Raw genomic sequence first — 21,848 nt, forward strand, 5'->3', positions numbered from 1 at the left:
GTTTCAATTCATAATCTTATCTAGTGATTTTTAACTAAAATGGCTCCGCAAAGTTCGGGGTCACAAGGCCGATGCTTAACGAAGTTTGCATTTGAGATAAAACTCGATTTTGTTTGTTGCTAGTTAACCGATAACGTCAACCACCAGAAATTCACACTTTTAGGGTAATAATTTATTTACCACTCGAAAGACGGTAACAAAATCACTCTATTGGGTCAATTGACTAAATAATTATTTAACCTGAGCCAAGTTTAAAAAATTGTGGAAGTCCACTATTTCTCCTGTACACCAACAGAGCCCCCAATAAATCCGGGGGCTTATCGATTCACACTTGGTAACAGAAATATTTTTCAAGCCAAGCCCAGCTTAATGACAAAGGAGCTGATTTTGACTTAAACAGGAGAAATCTCGTCCAGGTCAAAGTAGCCGTTGTAATCTTTCATATAAACCGCAGCACGATGACCAAATAGAACCACCGCTTCACTGCGGGTTTCCAGATTGTCATAGTCCATCACCAACGATTTCACTTTGGTACCTACCGGATGTTGCTTGTTCCAGTTGGACACTTTCTCGGCAGCTTTGGCATTCACCTTACCGGTTGGCGCAGCAGCAGGTTTGTCGGCAGCAACAGTGGCTGGCTTGGCGGCAGCTTCCGCAGGTTTATCAGCGGCAGCAGCTTTTGCGGTCTCTTTCAGGATCTTGTCTACCATCTTGGCCAACACATTACCGTGGCCAATTTCAACAAACTCCATATTGCCTTTTTCATTCAGGTATTGAACGCTTTCAGACCATCTCACCGCACCCGCAATCTGGCTTGCCATATTGTGAGCGATTTCATCGTTCTTATATTCACGTGCCGTAACGTTAGCAATAACTGGAATTTGAGGATCAGCCAACTTGAACTTTTTAAGATAAGTGGCAAATTTCTCTTGAGAAGGCTTCATGAAACGTGAGTGGAAAGCACCACTGGTGTTCAATGGATAATACAGAATCTTGCCTTGCTGGAAGCATGACTGAGCGGCTTTGATTTCATCTTTCAAACCAGAAATAACGATTTGAGAAGGCGAGTTAAAGTTAGCCAAATCAATATTGTTCAGGTTATTGTCTTTCAGGATTTGTCTGATTTCTTCTTCATTCGAGTTGATAATCGCAGCCATAGCACCTTCAGAGGCTTCGCTCATCAATTCGCCACGCTTTTTCACCAGTTTCAAACCGGCTTCAAAGTCATACACATCAGCGGCTAACAACGCATTGAATTCACCCAAGCTGTGGCCCGCAACAAAATCTGGCTTTTCACCCGTCTCTTGCACTTTTTTGAAGTAGGACAACGCATTGACCACATACAAAGCAGGCTGAGTGAATTGTGTTAGTCCCAGCTCTTTATTAGGATCTTCCAAGCACAACTCTTTGATCGAATAACCCAGGATTTTATCTGCTTTGGCAGTCAAATCACTGAATTCATCAAATAAGTCTCCGCCCATTCCTTTTGCCTGAGAACCCTGACCTGGAAACATATACGTTTTCATGAATATCTCCTCTAAATATTTAGAATAATAATTTGGCTACTTCTCGAGCTTTAAGCCGTTAGTGGTTCCTGCTGCAGTTCGCATTTAGATTACCTCGGTCAAAAACCGGTCAATCGCGTCGATGCCGCGTTGATAGTTAGTTTCAAAAGGAATTAAATGGCCCAGCCCTGGTAAAATTTCAGCTTTTTTCGAGTAATAGGAAGCCGTAAACTCGATTACATCCGGGGTGAATAACAAATCGTCTTCACCACCGATAATTTTCATCGGACACGGCGGCGTAAAAGGCTTGCTGAGAAGGTCTTTAAAGAAAATCTCAAATTCCAACATAGGAAAGCTTTTTACTATCCGGTCTAAATAACCTTGAATCTGTTGTTCCGATAAACTCGACAAAGTTTCAGGCGCAAACATCAGCTTGCTATTCACCTTGTCAGTAAAGAAATCAATTAATACTTCAGAATTTGACTGTGCCAGACGACGAAACAGGCGTAAGGAAAAGGTCAAATTATGGCAAGGAGGTACAGAAGACAGTAACACCACACCACGCAAATTCGGATCGGCAAAGCCACCCGCCAACAAACGCTGACAAATCGCGCCCCCCATACTCATCCCCACAAGTACAAAGGGTGAATGCACATTTTGGCTCAGATAATCAGCAACGTATTGAACGCAAATATCCAGCGTAATACCTTGTCTTTCAGACGCCGTAGACTGCGGAGAATGCCCGGGCAAGTCCAAAGCATGAACCTCATATCCTTGCGACTCATACCAAGGCACGAAATATTCCTCAAACATCCATTTACCGAGACCAATGCCATGAATAAATACAATAGATTTAGCCATTACATTGCCCCCGAAGACGGAGTTGCAGCAACCAAACAACTTTGGGCAATTTTATTTAACAACATCAACAAAACTGCCCTGCTCCCTAGTAACGCTGCAAGCAAATGGCAGTGTTCACACCACCAAAGCCCATGCTCATCTTGAGCGCGTTATCAATCTGATGATCACGCGTCTCACGTACCAGATTGAACTCATCTGTCATCGGGTTATCCAGATTTCGACAAGGATGCAACTTGCCTTCACGCATTTGCACCAATGTTGCAACCAACTCAATTGCCCCGGCAGAAGTTAGCCCATGCCCGGTAATAGATTTAGTGGTATTAATGTGAGTATGAGTAAGGTCGCAATGCTTTAACGCACCTAACTCAGTTTCATCACCAATGGTTGATCCCGTGCCATGAGGGTTCACGTAATCAATATCTTTCGGTGTGAGTTTTGCCATCGCCAAGGCTTTTTCGATAACGTTAACTTCGCCTTCAAATGATGGGTTTGGATTGCGGTTGCCATCCATTCCCATTGCCCAGCCACTTAAACGCGCATAAGGTTTTACACCTGAACGGTTTAGCCCTTCACGTTCAATCACCAATACACCACACCCTTCACCAAAGATGAAGCCATTGCGATCTTTATCGTAAGGACGGCAAGCCAAATCGGGACGCTCGGCATATCTATCCGAGCCCATCGCACCGATGGAGCGAAAACCCTGACATTCCCAATAAGACAAATCCAGCATGGCGCCAACGGCGATACACACATCCACCATGCCCGACTGCACGGCTTGAATTGCCTGAATAACAGCAACCTGTCCACTGGCTGAAGCACCACCTATGGTATAAGCGGGGCCTCGAATGCCTAGTACCTCGGTGCAAATCCCACAAACGTCACTATCGAAAAACGACATGGCATAAGTAGGACGCACAAAAGGCACTTTACCTTCGTATTTCTGGTAGAGATTGTTCAACTCTCGTTGTTGAAAGTTAGAACCACCTACCACCAAACCAATGCGTTCAGGATCGACATCATCCAGTTGAGCATCGTGCCAGGCTTCATAGACTGAGGCCAAAGCAACTTGCCCGGTATAAGACAAAGTCCGAACCAGACTTCTTGGAACGGATTCCGGCATAGTCAGATTGGCAATTTCAGCCCCTAAAAACGCTGATTCAACCCCACCATCAGATGATGGAATTTGTCTACCTTCACGTTGCATTACTCCGAAATTATGTTGCCCGGAAAGCAACGCGGGAGTAAATGCCTCTTTGCCCTGCCCTATGGCAGAGGTGATGCCGATACCTGTCACTAACATGGTTATCTACTTGTGCTGTAAATTAAGATTTGGCAGCTAGCGTTTCTGCTAGTTCACCAATGTTCTCAACGCCACCAAGTTCGATTAAAGGAATGTTTAAAGACAGCGCTTCCAACGTCATCATAACGATTTCAGAACGGTCAATTGAGTTTGCACCCAAGTCTTTCAGTTGATCGTCCATCTTGAACTCGTGATCTTCCAACTCAGGTAATACATCGCGGGTATTTTCAACAATAACAGCAAAAATTTCGTCTTTAGTCATGGTCAACACTCCAAAGTAACAGCAGCAAAGTGACTAAGCTCGCTACCAAAAATAAATATGTTCATCGTGCAAAATGTTTAACTCTAAGCTTCTCACGTATGAGAACTTTGTCTCAGCCAGTTAGAAAACAACAGAGATCAATCAGGATCCCAAGGGAACTTGCCCGTTTCAACATAACGCGCAATCAGTCTCAGGTTATCCGGGTTAGAAAAGACTTCTCTGTTGCCATCCAAGGCTTTTTGCTTGGCGGTAATCAAATCATCATCCAGCTTGTTCATATAAGTCTTGTAACGCGCCACACCTTCTTTGTTTAAGCGACGTAAGCGCAACAAATGACGGCGTAGCAAACCATTACTGTTCTCTTCACAAGCATCGACCAAGCCCCATTCCAACGCTTGTCGCGCTGAAATAGGCTGAGTCATCAAGGTCATGTAATTGGCTTTGGCAAAGCCCATGCGACGATTCAAAAATGGCAGAACACAAGCAGGCATCAAACCGAACAACAATTCAGACAAACTGAATACGGCTTTTTCCTCACACAGCACCACATCACAGGCCGCCACAAAACCAATACCACCCGCATTGGCCTTACCACGAACATGAGCAACGGTGACATAAGGTCCTGTAGAAAGCTTCAACCACAAATCGTACAAAGGCTCAGGATCTTGTTCCTGATGATTGCCCGCAACCAGTCCTTGCTGAATACCTTTAAAGTCCGCACCGAAACAAAACACCTCAGGCAAACCTTCCAACACCACCACATTCACCGCATCTTCACAAAGATCGAGAATGTCGTTCATTTCATCAACGAGCTGGTCATTGATGGTGTTGTTAGCTTCCGGGCGATCAATCTGGATAAAACAGATATCGTCTTCCAAGCGAACCTTAATGGTTGAGCAATCGCTCGCCCGTTCTAGGATACCCATTCGTATTCCCTGTGGAATTCTTTGATTTCTTTCAGGAACAAGGTCTCTTTACCGCGCTTGGCATGAGCCTGACGCGCTTCAGGAATGAAAGACGTATCCAATACAACGTTACGAGTACCGAATTTAACCGCATTACTGCCAATCAACAGGTTGTCGTACTCTTCCATAGTCAATTCATGACGACCATCCAGGTGACCTTTGATGTTCATATCGCGCAGACGGTTTTGGCTTTCTTCTCTCACGATGCCGCTAAAGAATTCAGAGCAGCAACCAGAACCATAAGAGAACGCAGCAACACGCTTGGGCGTTTGGAAATCACCATTGTCGATAGTGCTGGCTAGCGACATCATTGCTGTTGCGCCCATGATGTTACCCACGCGTTGGCAGTGGATAAGTCCAGGCGTTACACGACGTTGAAAATCTTCTTCAATTTCAGGGCCTTTGGCTTTCAGCACTTTACGCATCAGGTTACGGTGTGCGCCTTTGATCATACCGCCGAATGGCGTATGCATAGCGATGTAATCAAAGCTGGTACGGAAATCCGCGCCTTCAACACGCTTGGCGTATTCTTTGTAGGAATTCTCGAAGCAATCCAGATAAGACAACAATGACAAGTCAGAGTCACCGGCTTCTGTGTCAGGAGAAGGACGGCAGGTATCCATTACTTCATAACCGTAATAGCCCGTTGCGCCTACATCCATTTGGAAGATATGAGGCTGGTCACTGACCAACATGGCAACCGCACCCGCGCCGTTACTTGGTTCTGCAAAAGACCAGTCTTCGGTCAAGGCACTACCGCCTTTTTCAATCATAAAACGAGACAGGTCAGTCGCCACTACCAGAACTTTTGCACCAGGAGATACACCAGAGAGCACGAAGTTAACCGCTTGCTGCAAACCTGCAACACCGGAATAACAGGCGTTTTTGATTTCAAACAAACGGCAGTTACGATTTAAGCCCAACAGGTTATGAACATAAGTGCTGCATGATTTACCGAAGTCGAAGGCTGACTCGGTACAAGTGATAACCATTTCAATGCGATCTTTTTCTTCAGGAGTCAAAGCATCAATGATTGGCTTGGCCGCGTTTACCGCGAAGGTAATTGGATCTTCATAAGGTAACGCTACTGTCTTTTCCTTCATCAGAAGGTTTTCAAAACGGGTAGTATCCAGATTACGATGTGCTGCCAACTTGCTTACGTCAAGGTAGCAAGCTCCAGCGAACACATTCATCGCTTCAATTCCAACTAAACTCATAGGTCTGATCCCAAATAGTTATGTTTTCTATTAGATTTGTGTTGTGATTTTTCTTTCTCAGCGTATACCTCGTCATTACTGAGCATGAAGCTAACGCGCGCTAGCCCTGCCTAAAATAGCGTAATAAACAATATCAACTGATGGTAGACGTAATCGTAAGACCTTCTTTTTCTTCGGCTTTTTAGCCAAATTCAAACATCTTCATATTCTGCTTCCCACGCATTAAATAGGACGCAAAATGGTTCGGATTGCTAAACTGTAGGTAAATATTATACCTACAGAGATGAGAAAACAATTGACCGGGCGCTTTACCATAGCAATGTCCGGGAAAAATTTTCGTATCCGGGCTTAATTGCACCTTTAATTGCTGCAAACTTTCGAATAAAACACGCGCCGATTCATCGTCGTCACATATGCCGCAGCCCTCGGCAAATAAGGTGTCACCGGTAAACAGGTTGTCGGCGATCAGGAAACAATAGCCGCCGGGAGTGTGCCCCGGAGTAAAAATTGGCTGGATAAACATTTGGCCAATAATAAAGGGCGTTTCATCCAGCAAGACGATCCTGTCGTCATGAAAACCTGACCAATCAATCTCTTCCTGCGATACCCAGATAGGCACGTCGTACTGATACGCCACTTCACTGGCTAAGTCAGCGTGATCCGGGTGCGTGTGGGTTAATAACACCGCACTTAACTTGCTTCCCGAATCGGCAATGGCCTTGTCTATTTTGTCGATTTCCCAGGCTGGATCGATAATGACCGACTGGTTACTCTTTGGATCTACAATCAAATAGTTGTAGTTTTCCATCAAACCATTGGTCACTTTCATTTCAACGACCTGGGGAAACAATTTTCTTGCTGCCGATGTCGTTGTACTCATTTTTCAGTCACCAATCTCAACTACTTATTCTTTCTGCAACAGAGTCAATCTAACGCTTGCCTGTTACACGCAAATTAAATTTACCGTCCCATTCATACAACCACAGACATACTCTCTGTTTCACCAATGAATATTTTTAAGCAGACCCTACTCAGCATGGACGCTGAGTAGGAGCCTACAGGGAAGTATTCACGGCGTGTCTGCGTAAACTATTCATTGGTGGAACTTCGCCCTAGCTCTCTACTGCTTCACTCTTCGGAGCCGTCACCAACGCGCGCACATAGAAGTTCTTCAACTTCGCCAGCACTTCACCGCGCTCATTCAACAACTGAATATTGAACTTCTTCATCGGTGAATCCACTTGTCCCGGCTCAGCGAACTCCACATGGGCATAACAGGTTTGTGTTAACGGACGCAGAATCAACACTTCATCCAAGGCAAACGGCAAGTACGGCGTACCCGGTTGCACACTGCCGATTAAGCCCACTACCGTTTGCAAGGCACCGTCAATCAAGCTTGGATGCAAGATGAACTGCTCAAAATCGTTCATCAAAGAGTCATCAACCTTCAACTTGGTAATGGCATAATTCTGATTACCATAGAACTCCTGAATAGTCTGGAATCCCGGGCCATAACCAAAGCCAAACTCAGCGAAGGTTTTATAATAGTAAGCACCATTGCGCTGCATTGGGCATTGATCTCTCAATGCTTTCAACGGTACCTTCTTGTTCATCGCCTTATTCAGTTCCGCACTAACATCAACATCACTTTCGAAATACAAACGACCTTCCGAATGCACCACTTTCTCGTAGTCTTCATCCAGCGACGTCACCATGTATTCAACCGCATCACCCACAGGTTTCAACTCGGTTTGTAAAGTCTGCTCCCCCGTCGCAAAGCTAACTGGTGCAGCCCAAACAATATCCGTTACCTTGGCAACGCGCTGCTCGCCAGCGATGTTTCCGGCAATACACGCCATCTCAACATAACCTGCGCCCGGGAAGATCTTCTCGTTATTCACCTGATGATCTTCTGCGTAGAAGGCTTTATCCGACAAGGTTGAAGTAAAGCTGATGCTCTTCAATGTTGACGAGTTGTGCGATACCAATGGATGCAATTTCGCTGTACCCGTTTCAGCAGAGGCAACCGCTTGTGCAGGCGTATCACCAATCCAGTAGCGCTCTTTGGCGAACGGATAGGTTGGCAATGAAATACGTTGTGGCACGACGCTATACATACGCGCCCACTCAATGTCACTACCGGCAATCCACTTCTCGGCAATACCGAACAGATCCTGCTCGCCGTACATAGCTTCCAACGCCTCATCAACCGCTTTTGCCTTACGACCACGTTTAGTCTGGGCAGTGGCACGGAATAAATTGGAAGTCGGACGTTGTTGCAACCATTGGGTTAATTTGTCTTTCAATTCATCCAGACTGGATACCACAATCGCCAAACGCTCAGCCATCGCTTCACGCCCAACCTGACTGGTGTAAACCAACTCGGTCAAGTTCAACTCTGGGTGCTGTCCTACAAACACCGCCATCTTGTTAGCGTAATCGCGCAAACGCTCTTCGTTTTTCGCTGACAACACAAACAAATGGAAATCCACTTCTGGCAACTGAGATTTCTGCGTTGTTGCAATGTATTCGTCAATGATGACACAAGCATTCACACCACCCGCACCAAAGGAGTTGATCATGGCACGACGAGGCTGTCCTTCCGCCACATTCCAATCCGCTAACTCACGTTGCAGATAGAAAGGTGAATCTGCAAAGTTAATATTCGGATTAATTTCTTCTGCATGGATACTTGGCGCAATTTGCTTGTGCTGCATTTGCAACAAGATCTTGGCAATGCCCGTCACACCCGCCGCCGCTTCGGAGTGGCCTAAATTCGCCTTCACCGAACCTATTGGACAGAACTGCTTTTTATCCGTGAATTCTTCAAAAGCCTTGTTCAGTGCAGTAATTTCCATACTGTCACCCAAGCCCGTACCCGTACCATGTCCTTCGATATAGTTCACCGTTTCGGGATGCACGTTGGCGTTTTTCAAGGCATTGGCAATGACAATGGCTTGCGCATTTGGATTCGGTGCAGAGTAGCCGTTAGAGCGACCAGCATGTTCAAATGCACTGCCCGCAACCGTACCGTAGATATGGCTGCCGTTAGCTTCTGCGACACTCAATGGCATCAACAACATAGTGCCCACGCCTTCGCCCGGCACAAAACCATCATCGCCAACACCAAAGCTGTTACACATACCATCGTTCGACAACATGCCTTTGGCACACAATGAATGGTACTTGCCCGGATGCAGATACAGATTCACACCACCGGCGATAGCAGCCTGGCATTCGTTGCGTTTAATCGCTTCACAGGCCATATGCAAGGCTACCAAGGACGATGAACACGCCGTGTCGACCGGCAAGCTTGGCCCCTGGAAGTCAAAGAAGTAAGACACACGGTTAGCAATCGACCAAGGCAATGAACTTGGAGACGCTGACAGATTACCACGCGCCCACTCGTCGGCAGTCAGCATGTTGTAGCTGTTAGTGGTAATACCCACGTACACACCCACATCGGCGCTCTTTGAACCCGCTTTCGGGAACAAGCTTATCATCTGCTCTTTGGTGTAACCGGCATCTTCAATAGCAGACCAGACAGAGCTGATAAACAAGCGCTCTTGCGGATCCATCGTCTTGGCTTCGTTCGGAGAAATATTGAAGAAGCCTGGGTCGAACTTGTCGAAGTCATCAACAAAGGCGCCCCACTTACAGTAAATCTTACCGTTTTGCGCCGCGTCATCGCTGTTGTCATACATGGCTTCAGCATCCCAACGCACTGGCGGGATCACTTCAACCAAATCTTTACCTTGAGCAAGGTTTTGCCAGTATTCGTTCAGATCATTGGATTGCGGATACAAACCGTGAACACCCACAATGGCAATCTTGTCGTTAAACTGGTTTTGAACAGGTGCAGGAATGTATTCCTGCGCAGGTGCGCTCACCACAGGTTCAGCCGCTTGCGCTGCTGCCACCACTGGCTCTGGCGCATAAACTGGAGCTTGTGTCTGTACTTGAATCGGTTGTTGAACCACTTCTTCAACCGTTGCTTCAATCTTAAACAGGTTCAGCAGGGTTTCTTCTACTTCCTGAATTAAGAACTCAGCCAGCTCTTCGATGGTGTCGTATTCATACAACAAGGTTTTGGACAACTCGCCCAAATCACGCTCTAAATTCGCGTTAAAGCGCCCTACCATCACTGAATCAATACCGTAGCTTTCAAAGCGTTCATCACTGCTGATGCGATCCACCGGCAGTTTGATTTCTTCGCTTAATAGCTCTTTCAAGTATTCTTCAGTTCTTTCCTGCAAGGCTTCTGCATTGAAAGAGACGGTTCTGGTCACTGTTGTCGCAGTTGCAGCCGGAGTTGTCGCAGAAACAGGTTGCGCTTCAAGCACCGCCGTTTCCGGGGCGACATAGGCCGCAATACGATTCACGTTGCCATACAAAGGCACACCTTGAACCAGACCAGAACGCAATAACGTTTCGAAACTGGCAATACCAATCTCTGTGGGTAGCGGAGCCATACCGGTTTGCTGCTCGGTAATCGCCACATCATTTTCAGAGATGGACATACCACCCTGCGCCCAGAACGGCCAGTTGATAGACAGTGAAATTCCGGTACGAAGAGGCTTGTCAGCGGTGACATCGGTCAATGACTGACGCGCTTGCGCCAAGGCATCAAGGAAGTGGTTGCCGTAAGCGTAGTCACACTGTCCCAGGTTACCCATGGCACCAGCAACCGATGAGAACATCACGAACAGGTCTAAATCTTCGTCTTTGGTTGCCGCATCAAGGTTCAAGCCGCCCAGCACTTTAGGTGCCAATACACTTGCCATTTCTTCTGGCGTTTTCTTGATAATAAAGGCGTCTTTATTTACGCCCGCGCTATGGATAACACCATTAACCGCGGAGAACTTGGCCTTCGCTTCGCTGACCACTTTCTGCATATCAGACAGATTCGACGCATCAGCTTGTACATAAAGCACTTCTGAGCCCAAATCCTGTAACTGTTGAATCTTGGCTTGCTGTTCGGCTTTAGGCTCTGAACGTCCAAACAACACCAAGCGCGCCTGATACTGTTTAACCAGATATTCAGCAATGATGTAGCCCAAACCACCCAAGCCGCCAGACACCAGATACACGCCACGCTGTTTCAACGGCAGTTCAGCCATTGGCAACTCAGACGTGTTATACACAACATAACGCTTCACTTCGCGTGACAGGCTTTCACCCTTGTTGACGTATCTGACTTCTTTATCGCGCCATTGCTCAGCCTGTAGCTCATCAGCAATCACTTGCGCATGTTCGACGATCTCGGTCGTCGGCAAGCTCAGCACTTTCGCCATGTAATTGGGTTTTTCCAATCCCAGCGTTTTGAAGAATCCGGCTAATGCCTGACCGAAAATAGTATTGAAAGTAGCGTTAATCGTACTTTGCTCATCCGTTAAAGCATCAGTAGTTTGCACTGAAATCAGTTTCAGCGCTTGCTTGCTCTTATGCTTCATCAACGCACGGCACAAGTTGAACAAAGCATAGAAGCCACTGTTTAAATGTCCGTCTACTTGTCCGTCTATTTGTCCATTAACCGAACCCGCAGACGCATTCAAATGATGCACAACCTGAGTTGGCAAACGGTCATTTTCCGCCAAGCCATCAATCAGTTGTTGTAGCGACTCTTCACTATTCAGGTTGGCAACGAAATGACCACCATCAATGGCCTTATAGGCATCGCCCGCTTCAACCCAAACTACATCACTATGGGCGTGCGCTTTTTGCAATGCTGTACTTAACTCAATACCAGCACTGAATACCAATGTAGTGCCGCTCACCTCAGCGGACGATTTCGCTAACTTGGCGATATCCCACTTAGGCGTATAGAAAACCTGTTGTTTAGGAACCGCAACAGGTGCTGGCCTTATTCCTTGAGAGAGGCCTTGGGTCTGGGATTGAGCTTGCGCATTCGCGCCCTGCTCCACTCGGCCACCAAAGCTTGCTACCACGGAACCTAAATGGTCGTTGATCCAGTAACGCTCTTTAGCAAACGGATAAGTAGGCAGCGATACACGCTTCAGTTTTTGCTGACGCTGAATGAATGACCAGTCGAAATCAATGCCCGACACCCATAACTTGGCGATCTTCGGTAAGTCTTGCTTCTCCTGGATCACTTTCAGGTAGGCTTCGCCCGCCTCACCAACGATCAAGCCGCCAGTATTGGCTTTAGCGTCTTTGTTGTTGCCGTGGAATATGCCTTCAACCTGATTAGACTTACTTTCTTTCCTGGTGTCTTTACTGGCTTCCTTACCCTTAGGCAGTTCTAACCACTGTTGCAGCTTATCGCGCAACTCCGACATATCGTTCGCCAGAATCAACAAGCGTTCATGCAATGGTGAACGACCTACCTGAGAGGTATAAGCCAACTCAGCCAGTGAAATATCGCTGCCGTCTTTACCGTCTTCAGCGCTTTGCAGACCATCAATAAAGGCCAGATATTTCTCGGCGTATTTCACCAAGGTGTTCAAGTCACGGGCAGACAATACGAACACTTCTGGCACTGAATGATTAAGCGTATTGTTTATAGCAGGCGCACTTTGACGCGAGTCGATGTACTCTTCCAGAATAATGTGAGCATTAGAGCCACCCGCCCCGAATGAGCTAACACCCACGCGACGAGGTTGGTTGTCTTTACGCTGCCAATCCGCCAATTTGGTTTGTACATAGAACGGCGAATTTTCAAAATCAATGTTCGGATTCAAGGTATCGGCATGTAATGAAGGCACTAACTTGTTGTGCTTCAATTGCAGCAATACCTTGGAGATGGCCGCGATGCCCGCAGCCGATTCCAGATGTCCAATATTGGATTTTACAGAGCCGATTGGGCAGAACTGTTTCTCTGGATTGAACTCTTCAAAGGCACGGTTCAAACCGGTAATTTCAATAGGATCACCCAGTGAAGTACCTGTTCCATGCGTTTCCAGATAGCTCAATGTTTTCGGATCAACATTGCCTTTGTTCAAGGCTTCCAAAACCAAATCACCCTGAGCAACCGGGTTAGGTACTGTGTAACCGTTGGTCTTACCGCCGTGGTTAATCGCAGTTGAACGTACCAATGCATACACATGGTCGCCATCTAACAAGGCTTGATCCAACGGTTTCAACAACACCGCACCCACACCTTCACCCGGTACGTAACCGTCACCACCTTCACCGAAGCTGCGGCAGCGACCATCACTAGCCTGGAAGTTACCTTGCGCCAGGTTCACGTATTTATGTGGGTGAATAGAAATGTTCACACCACCGGCAATAGCAGCGTCGATATCGCCTTTGCTCAGTGCTTCTGTCGCCAAATGAATCGCCGTTAATGAAGACGAACACATGGTGTCTAGCGCCATGCTTGGGCCGCTGAAATTGAAGAAATAAGAAATACGGTTCGCTACTGAAGCATAAGACGAGTTAGGTACAGATGCATTCCCCGCCAACATGGCTTCGGCACCGTACAACTCGTATTGTCCCCACATAACGCCAACATAAACGCCGACACGACCGCCATAGATACTTTCTTTGCTGTAGCCTGCATCTTCAATGGCGTGCCAAACGGTTTCCAGGAACAATCGCTCTTGAGGATCAACCAGTTCCGCTTCTTTCGGTGAAATGTTGAAGAACAAAGGATCGAACTTATCAACATCATTGATAAAGCCGCCCCATTTGCTGTAGGTCTTGCCTAGCTGATCACGACGCGGATCGAAGAATTTACTGTGATCCCAACGGTCAGCCGGTACTTCAGAAATACAGTCGATACCTTGAGTCAGGTTGTTCCAGAAAGCATCCAAATCGTCAGCTTGCGGATAACGCCCCGCCAAGCCCACAATCGCCACTTCCTGATGCTGAACCATTCTGCCGGATTTGCCCGCTCCCAAACCTAAACCAGTTCCCAGACCTGAGAAGCCTTTCTTCTTCATCACAGGAGCAATTGGTGCACTGGCTTGAGCGGTTTGAACCGGAGCAGCACTTGGAGCAGCGGCACTTGATGTAGCTTGGGCTTGTGCAGTTTGTCCAACTTCACGCTGTACAACATCCGGGAAGGCTTTTAACAGGTAACCGGCTAGCGCTTGAATAGTTTGATATTCAAAGAACAAGGTCTTGGACAATGAACCAAAAGTCTTCTCCAACAACGTGGTTAAACGCATGGAAAGGATGGAATCAATGCCGTAGTCTTCCAGCGCGGCTTTGGAATCAATCTCATAAGCGGGCAGTTTCAGCAAATCAGAGAATTGCTGTTTCAGGTAGTCTTGAACCTGATTTACCAGGCTTGTTTCAGGAGCAGTCCCACTTGTTTGAGCCACAGGCGCTGTTTGAACAGGTTGAGCCTGTACTTGTTTTGCAACTGGCGCAGGCGTGGAAACAGGTTTAGCGACTGGCGTTTCAACTTTGGCTTCAGCCGTCGCCTCAACAAGTTTCTCACCGAACAAGACGCTACGCATCTTGTTGACATTACCTTCTACAATCAATGCCTGATCATAACTGTCAGCCAAAGCACGATAGAAAGCTTTCATGCCGGTTGCGTTGTCCATCGGGATCATGCCAGTGGCTTGCTGCATCATATCAATGCTGGTTTCATCCACTGTCATGCCACCGTCAGCCCATAATGGCCAGTTCACCGATAAAGTGTGACCATGACGCTGTCCGGCTGCAACCAGCTGGTTACGATACGCCGCATAGTTATCCATGAAGCTGTTAGCAGAAGAGTAATCGGCTTGTGCCGCATTACCAAAAGCACCCGAGAATGAGGAGAACAAGGCAAGGAAATCCAAATCCAGTTCTTTACTGGCTTCATCCAGATTGTACGTACCAATGACTTTTGGTTCTTGTACCTTGGCAAAATCCTCCGCAGATTTCTTCACAATGAAGTTATCTGCCAACATACCTGCACTATGCAGAATACCGTTCAAGGCACCATGATTTTGCTGCACTTGAGCAATGAGTTTCTTCACAGCATCGAGGCTGGCGATATCTAATTGGGCATATTCCAGCTTGCTTTGCGATCCCGATGCTTGCTGAATCTCATCCAATTGAGCTTGTTTGTCGTCGCTTAGTTCACCACGGCCTGTCAGTACCACGGTTGCGGCATTGGTTTGTGCCAGAATTTCTTTGGCGAACACCAAGCCCAAACCACCCGTACCACCAGTGATCAAGTACACACCGTTGTCTTTAAATACGGCTTCTGGCGCATCATCTGTGGTATCAGTGATGTTCCAGCCCATGACTTCGCTGCTCTTACCGATGAACTTAACGGCTACATCAGCCACGTTACTTAGGGCGGATTCAACGTGTTCAGAGACCACTTTCGCTGATTGCGCATCACTAAGGATGATCTGCCCAACCAGATTTGGGTTCTCCATAGAGGCTGTTTTCAGTAAGGCTGCCAGTCCAGCAAATACCGACTGTTCTTGAGGCGTTTTCGCCGCTTTTGCTGGTGCGAAAATCTGCAACAATACTTTTTCTTTAACTTGATCTTGCGCCTGTTTTGTGAAGATTTCCTTGATAGTGCTAAACACATGCAAGGCATAGTCACGATAACGAGTCGCAATGTCTTTTTGCTTGTCTTTTAGCTCAATGACTTGCGCACCGTCAATGGCACTCGCCACTTGCTTATCGGTAACACGCGGCATGTCGCACAGGACAATATGATGCTGGGCGAAACTATCACGGCTGGCAGCTTTGGCAGCCACACCAGAAGCCACGCGCGACTTCCACTCAGGCTTGGCTAACAGCGACCCCTGACCACTAGCTGACGCACTTGCCATGTTGTCCATAACACGAGACGTAAAGCCACGTAGTTGCGCAACCACATAGCCCTGATCATCACACAGGTCGATATCCAGTTTGATAACTGAGTCGCCCGGGTGACTACCCTCGCTATAACGGATCCAGGCGTACATATCGGTGCTGCATGAACCTAAAATACGGATGCTGTCTAAGGCAAATGGCAAGGTGGGTTGATCAGGAATATTAGCGAAATCTTCAACCAGTCCTAATGTGGATTGCAATGCGCTGTCTAACAAGCTTGGATGCAATACAAAATCATTCAGGCTGTTTTCTGAGGCTGCCGGAATATGCAACTGCGCCAATAACTGTTGCTGACCTTGATAAATCGCGGCAACACCTTGATAAGCCGCACCGTAATGGATGCCCATATTGCTAAATGCAGGATAGAACTGCTCAGGGGCGATGCTACCACGCTGCATTAGGCCTTTAAGCTGCGCCAAATCCAACTGTAAGGGTTGGCTAACCGCCGTTAACACCGCTTGACCTTGGCAATGCAAGGCTTCTTGCTGGTTATCCAGACTGGTAATCTGATAATCAATGCTGTCGCTATCACTGGCTTCCAGCGCAACGGTAACTTGCTTGCTGCCAGAAACAATAAGCGGCTGCGCCCATGCGGTGTTGTGCAGCTCGATAACTCCACCTTCACTCATAAAGGCCTGAGGTAAGGCTTGCTCAACAGCAGCGCGAACCATTTCAAGGTAAGCCACAGCAGGTAATACTTTGGCTTGCGCGCCAGCGCTGGTTTCCACCTGATGATCGCTCAGGAAAAACTCATTGCCGTTAAAGTTAGAACGGTAGCTTTGCTGAGTAAAATCAGAGGTATTGGTATGCAACATAGGGTGCAATACCGATGCTTTGTTAAGCCCTGACGCTTTATACAGCCCTGCTGCATCAACATTGGTCGCAGAACCAATATCAACCCAGTAACGAAGCTTGGCAAACGGATAGGTAGGCAAACTGACACGGTTAGGTTTGATGTCGCCGTAGAGTTTATCCCAGTCAACATCCAGACCTTTCGCCCACAAATCCAGTAATTTGGTGTACTTTCTACGCTCAAGCCAACGGTCGATGGCTTCTTTCATGTCATCGTCCTGGCTGATCAGCAACATACCGTCTTTGTTGCGTTTCACCTGACCACGGTAAGCGTCATCAATCTCTTGTTCGCCATCAACAAAGGCTTGCAAGCGTTTGGCTAGCTCTTCAATTGAACTCACCATCAAACCAAAACGCTCTTCCATGGGTTCACGACCCACTTGCAGGGTGTAAGCCAACGACAGCAGATCCAGTTTGATACCGGTTTCTTTCTCACGCTGTTCCGCTTTGCTGATAAAGGCCAACAAGTCTTTGACCTTCTGCATCAACTGTTCTTCAGTACGCGCAGAGATTGGCACGATGACAGTATCGAACTCATCAGCCAACATTTCTGAATGGCTTTGCGCTGTTTTCGGCGTGTATTCTTCAATTAGAATGTGAGCGTTAGAGCCACCTGCACCAAAGGAAGAAATACCGGCGATACGCGGTAGAGTCTTGCCATCAACAACCGGCTGCTCCCAAGGGCGCAAGACCTGGTTAACAGTAAACGGACTGTTCTCAAAATTGATATGCGGGTTCAGCGTTGATGAATGCAATGAAGGCACGATTTGCTTGTATTGCATTTGCAGCAATACTTTCGCCACGCCAGCAATACCTGCCGCAGATTCACAGTGACCAATGTTAGATTTCGCCGAGCCGATTAAGCAGAATTGTTTCTCTTGCGTGTATTCCTCGAAAACCTTCTTCAAGGCGGCTATTTCGATAGGGTCACCCAATTTAGTGCCCGTGCCGTGGGCTTCAATGTAGCTGATATGGCGCGGGTTAATGTTCGCTTCTTTTAACGCATGGCTAATAACACTAGCCTGCGCTTGCGGATTCGGCACGCTGTAACCGTTGGTTTTACCACCGTGATTCAGTGAACTACCACGGATAACACCGTAGATATGGTTGCCATCACGCTCGGCTTCCGACAAGCGTTTCAACACGACTGCGCCAACACCTTCACCCGGAATATAACCGTCGCCACCTTCACCGAAGCTTTGGCAGTTACCGTCACCGGAGATGAACTGCCAATCACTTAAAATCAGGTATTTGCTTGGGTGAATGGTCAGGTTCACACCACCGGCGATTGCCATGTCGGTGCGGCCTTGTTTCAGATCCTGACAAGCAAGGTGAATCGAGGTGATCGACGACGAGCACATGGTATCGACCGTCATGCTCGGGCCATGTAAATTCATCACGTAAGAAACACGGTTGGCAATACTGGCGTAACTACCAGCAACCCCAATGCGCTTACCGTTAATGGCAGCTTGTGGCCCAAATAGCTGATATTCGCTATACATGAGGCCAACGTAAACGCCAACCTGACCGTCTAAATCATCGTCACGATGTACACGCAATCCGGCACGAGTGTAGCCCGCATCTTCGATTGCCATCCATGCGTGTTGCAAGAACAAACGCTCTTGAGGGTCAAGTGCTTCGGCTTCACGCGGAATAATGTTGAAGAATACCGGATCGAACTCGTCGATACCTTTGATGAAGCCGCCCCATTTACTGAAATGGTGGCCTTCCTGAGTACGGTCGTCTGTGTAGTATTCGCGCCAATCCCAACGATCTGACGGTACTTCGGTAATACAGTCTTTGCCGTCACGCAGGTTGTGCCAGTAGTCTTCCAAATCCCATGCTTCAGGATAACGACCACTCATACCCACAATTGCCACTGGCTCTGCCTGGAATGCAGACTTGCTACCAAATTGGCCTGTTTGCCCCCCTTGAATTAGTGCCGCACCGCGATGCATTCTGCGACCACCACGTCTGCCAGAAGCTGCTGGTGTAGCAGTAGCAAGCGGAGCCGCTTCTTTCGCGACGGCGGGTGCTGGTTTTGCTTGAGCTTTTTCCTGACTGGCACTGCCAAACAGTTTGTCTAATTCCGCAGGGAAGGCACCGATCAGATAATCGGTTAATTCGGTCAGGGTTTGATATTCAAAGAATAAGGTCTTGGACAATGAGCCAAAGGTTTTTTCCAGCTCGCTGGTCAGGTTCATCGCCAAAATAGAATCAATACCGTATTGCTCTAAAGGCGCTTGGGCATCGATCTTGTGCGCTGGCATTTTCAGCAATTCAGAGAACTGCTTGCGCAAGTAATCTTGCATCTTATCAACCAGATTACCTGCTGGTTTTGCTGCTTTTACTGGAGCAGCTTTAGCCGCCGCTACTGTCGTTTCAACCGGAACGTCAACAACAGGTTCAGGAACTTGCAATTTAGGCTCAGCAAAGACCACTTCGCGCATATGCGCCAGGTCGCCTTCCATTACCAACAATTGTGCTGATTGCTCAGCCAAGCCTTGGTAGAAGGCATTAATCCCTGTGGCGGCCTGCATCGGCACCATACCAGAAGTTTTACGCAAGTTGTCTTGCGCGGCCTTATCCACCTTCATGCCGCCGTCGTTCCACAACGGCCAATCAATGGCTAGAGTATGGCCTGAACGTTTGCCTTCACTCGCCCACTTGTTACGCAGTGCAGCGTAGTGATCCATAAAGTTGTTGGCGGTAGCGTAATCCGATTGTCCCCAGTTACCCATCGCGCCCGCTAGCGCTGAGAACAGAACAATAAAGTCGATGTCCAGATCTTGCGTTGCCAAATCCAGATTCACCGTACCCGTGACTTTAGGCGACATGACCTTGGCAAAGTCTTCACTGGTTTTACGCATGATGAAGCTGTCGTAAATCACACCGGCACTATGGATGACACCGTTTAGCTGCTTATGCTTGCTTACGATGTCTTTCACCAAGGCTTGCACTTGCGCGCTGTCAGCAATATCTAATTGCTCATATTCCACCACTCCATTGCTGCCGTTGCTTGCTGCCAAGTCTTGTAGCTTTTTCAGGTCGGTACGGCGCTGCGCCGTTAACGAAGAGCGACCGGTCAGGATGATTTTCGCGTTTTTGGTTTGCTTGATAATGTCTTTTGCAAACAAGATCCCCAAGCCGCCCAGACCACCCGTGATCAGGTAAACGCCTGAATCTTTAAATGGCACATGGGTGCTTTGTGGTACGTTAATGTCAGAAACGGTTTGTTCTTCCCAACGTAATACTTGGCGCTTGCTGTTGCTCTTGTCACCGATAAATTTGATTTCAGGATCTTGCGGATTATTAGCAGCAATCTGTAATTGCGCTGCCAGGGCATCGGTTTTTACTGCCGCATTCGACAATACAATTTGTCCAACAAAATGATTGTTTTCCAGCGCTGCTGATTTTAATAGACCAGAGAAGCCCGCTAATATGGCGCCGTCTTGATTGTCTGGCAGTACCAATTGGAACAATACGCGTCCGTTAGGCTTGTTTTGGAAAATCTTCTGGATCTTCTCAAAGGCCGCTAACGCATAGGTCTGATAACGAGTATCAATACCCTGTTTCGCATCTGCACTGATATCGTCACACTTGGCATCTGTTCTACCGGCTAATGCCTTGGCATCAACATTCGGCAGTTCACATATCAGGATATGTTTTTGTAGATAGTTTTGCGTTTCTGCGTGAGTCTCTTCTTGAGTCTCTCCATGAATAGAGGCGGCATCTTTCCAAACCGAAGATGCATGTAAAATGCCCAGAGTATCCCCTGAACCCGCAGTTAAATCCGCAGGGCTAATATCTAATACGCGAGAGGTAAAACCTTGAATTTGAACACACACGTTACCGTTTGCATCGTACAAATCCAAATCGACCTTGCTGACTTTATCCTGATTTTCACTACCCGGTGTGTAACGCACCCAAGCTGTCATATCAGCAGTACAAGGCGCGATCACTCGAATAGAAGACAGGGCAAATGGCAATGAAGGTTTGTCAGCAAATTTCGCTAAATCATCAACCAGGCCAATAGACGCCTGTAACGCACAATCCATAAGGCTGGGATGCAATACGTAGTCGTTTTCAGTGTCGGCAATGGAGCTGGGTAAACGCAGCTTGGCGACTAACTCGCCCTCACCTTGCTTGATTTCAACGATGCCTTTATGGGCTGGGCCATAGTTCAAACCGGTTTTAACGAAGGCTTTGTAAACCGTGTCGGCATCCAGCATTCCGCGCTGCATTTGGGCAGAAAGTGAGTCCAAATCCACAGCATCAGGCGCAACTTGGCTAGTGAAAACCGCTTGCCCCTGACAGTGAATGACTTCCTGACCATCCACGTCACTATAAATTTCGTAGTCGATGGCGCCCGTTTCGGTTTCGATCAGTGCAATGTTGACGCTTTTTAGTTTGTTCACAACCACAGGTTGCGCCCAAACGGTATTACGTAATTCCAGAATGGCATCTTCTGGCAGCTCTGGTAGAGCTTGTGCTATCGCCGCACGCGCCATTTCCAGATAAGCAACACCCGGCAATACTTTAGCCTGTGCCGCCGAGCCCATTTTAACCTGATGATCCGCCAGGAAGAATTCCTCTCCCGAGAAGGTAGAGCGATAACTTTGCTGCCCTAAATCGGAAGTATTGGTATGTAATAGCGGATGGATGATAGATGCACTGGCAGTGGCTGACGAATTTCTTGAGAATTGCTTAATGAGCGAGAGCGCGTTGCTTTTGTTTAGCCTCTTGCTTTTCAATTCAGAAACCACGTATTCGATAAAATCAATCATTACACTGTTCTCTATCTAGAGTTGTTCTATTCGTTTATGTGTCAAACGCGCTGTTTAACGCGTATCAATTGCCACCGTTATGGCACGGATGGCACGAAATTCCTGAGAGTAGTGATAGGTGTTCAGCAAAACGTCAAATTCATGGATGAATTTGTCGAGCGTACATGGATGTATTCACAGCGTTTTTGATGAACACCTATCACTACTCTTTTTATTCTTTATTTGAGGTTACCCCGAAATTCTTTATTTGAGGTTACCCCGAAATTCTTTATTTGAGGTTACCTCGAACGACCAGGACTGAGCC

General features: G+C 47.4%; 8 protein-coding genes. All 8 read right to left on the reverse strand.

Annotated features, from left to right (window positions below; all coding sequences use genetic code 11):
• Positions 1–392 precede the first annotated feature (392 nt).
• On the reverse strand, positions 393–1,526 hold the full coding sequence (fabD, locus tag KIH87_RS12060; protein ID WP_232358116.1) for an ACP S-malonyltransferase: 1,134 nt from the start codon (positions 1,524–1,526) through the stop codon (positions 393–395).
• A gap of 84 nt (positions 1,527–1,610) precedes the next feature.
• Positions 1,611–2,366, reverse strand: coding sequence for an alpha/beta hydrolase (locus KIH87_RS12065; RefSeq protein WP_232358117.1), 756 nt, complete (start codon positions 2,364–2,366; stop codon positions 1,611–1,613).
• 85 nt (positions 2,367–2,451) lie between these two features.
• Positions 2,452–3,669 (reverse strand): beta-ketoacyl synthase N-terminal-like domain-containing protein, encoded by a 1,218-nt coding sequence (locus KIH87_RS12070; RefSeq protein ID WP_232358118.1) that lies wholly within the window; start codon positions 3,667–3,669, stop codon positions 2,452–2,454.
• Positions 3,670–3,691: 22 nt separating this feature from the next.
• Positions 3,692–3,931, reverse strand: a complete 240-nt coding sequence (locus tag KIH87_RS12075; protein WP_232358119.1) for an acyl carrier protein — start codon at positions 3,929–3,931, stop codon at positions 3,692–3,694.
• A 137-nt stretch (positions 3,932–4,068) separates the two neighbouring features.
• Positions 4,069–4,857, reverse strand: coding sequence for an enoyl-CoA hydratase/isomerase (locus tag KIH87_RS12080; RefSeq protein WP_232358120.1), 789 nt, complete (start codon positions 4,855–4,857; stop codon positions 4,069–4,071).
• Complete coding sequence (locus tag KIH87_RS12085; protein WP_232358121.1) at positions 4,845–6,113, reverse strand: hydroxymethylglutaryl-CoA synthase family protein; 1,269 nt, start codon at positions 6,111–6,113, stop codon at positions 4,845–4,847. The genes KIH87_RS12080 and KIH87_RS12085 overlap by 13 nt, the downstream gene beginning before the upstream one ends.
• A gap of 181 nt (positions 6,114–6,294) precedes the next feature.
• Positions 6,295–6,993: an MBL fold metallo-hydrolase gene (locus KIH87_RS12090; protein ID WP_232358122.1), complete on the reverse strand. Its 699-nt coding sequence runs from the start codon at positions 6,991–6,993 to the stop codon at positions 6,295–6,297.
• Between the two features lie 232 nt (positions 6,994–7,225).
• Complete coding sequence (locus tag KIH87_RS12095; RefSeq protein ID WP_232358123.1) at positions 7,226–21,544, reverse strand: SDR family NAD(P)-dependent oxidoreductase; 14,319 nt, start codon at positions 21,542–21,544, stop codon at positions 7,226–7,228.
• Positions 21,545–21,848 lie beyond the last annotated feature (304 nt).

The organism is Paraneptunicella aestuarii (genome assembly GCF_019900845.1).
Lineage (GTDB): Bacteria > Pseudomonadota > Gammaproteobacteria > Enterobacterales > Alteromonadaceae > Paraneptunicella > Paraneptunicella aestuarii.

Coding starts and splice junctions, on each gene's coding strand:
- KIH87_RS12085 (WP_232358121.1), bottom strand. CDS start 6,113: ATGAGTTTAGTTGGAATTGAAGCGATGAATGTGTTCGCTGGAGCTTGC.
- KIH87_RS12075 (WP_232358119.1), bottom strand. CDS start 3,931: ATGACTAAAGACGAAATTTTTGCTGTTATTGTTGAAAATACCCGCGAT.
- KIH87_RS12080 (WP_232358120.1), bottom strand. CDS start 4,857: ATGGGTATCCTAGAACGGGCGAGCGATTGCTCAACCATTAAGGTTCGC.
- KIH87_RS12065 (WP_232358117.1), bottom strand. CDS start 2,366: ATGGCTAAATCTATTGTATTTATTCATGGCATTGGTCTCGGTAAATGG.
- KIH87_RS12090 (WP_232358122.1), bottom strand. CDS start 6,993: ATGAGTACAACGACATCGGCAGCAAGAAAATTGTTTCCCCAGGTCGTT.
- KIH87_RS12070 (WP_232358118.1), bottom strand. CDS start 3,669: ATGTTAGTGACAGGTATCGGCATCACCTCTGCCATAGGGCAGGGCAAA.
- KIH87_RS12095 (WP_232358123.1), bottom strand. CDS start 21,544: ATGATTGATTTTATCGAATACGTGGTTTCTGAATTGAAAAGCAAGAGG.
- fabD (WP_232358116.1), bottom strand. CDS start 1,526: ATGAAAACGTATATGTTTCCAGGTCAGGGTTCTCAGGCAAAAGGAATG.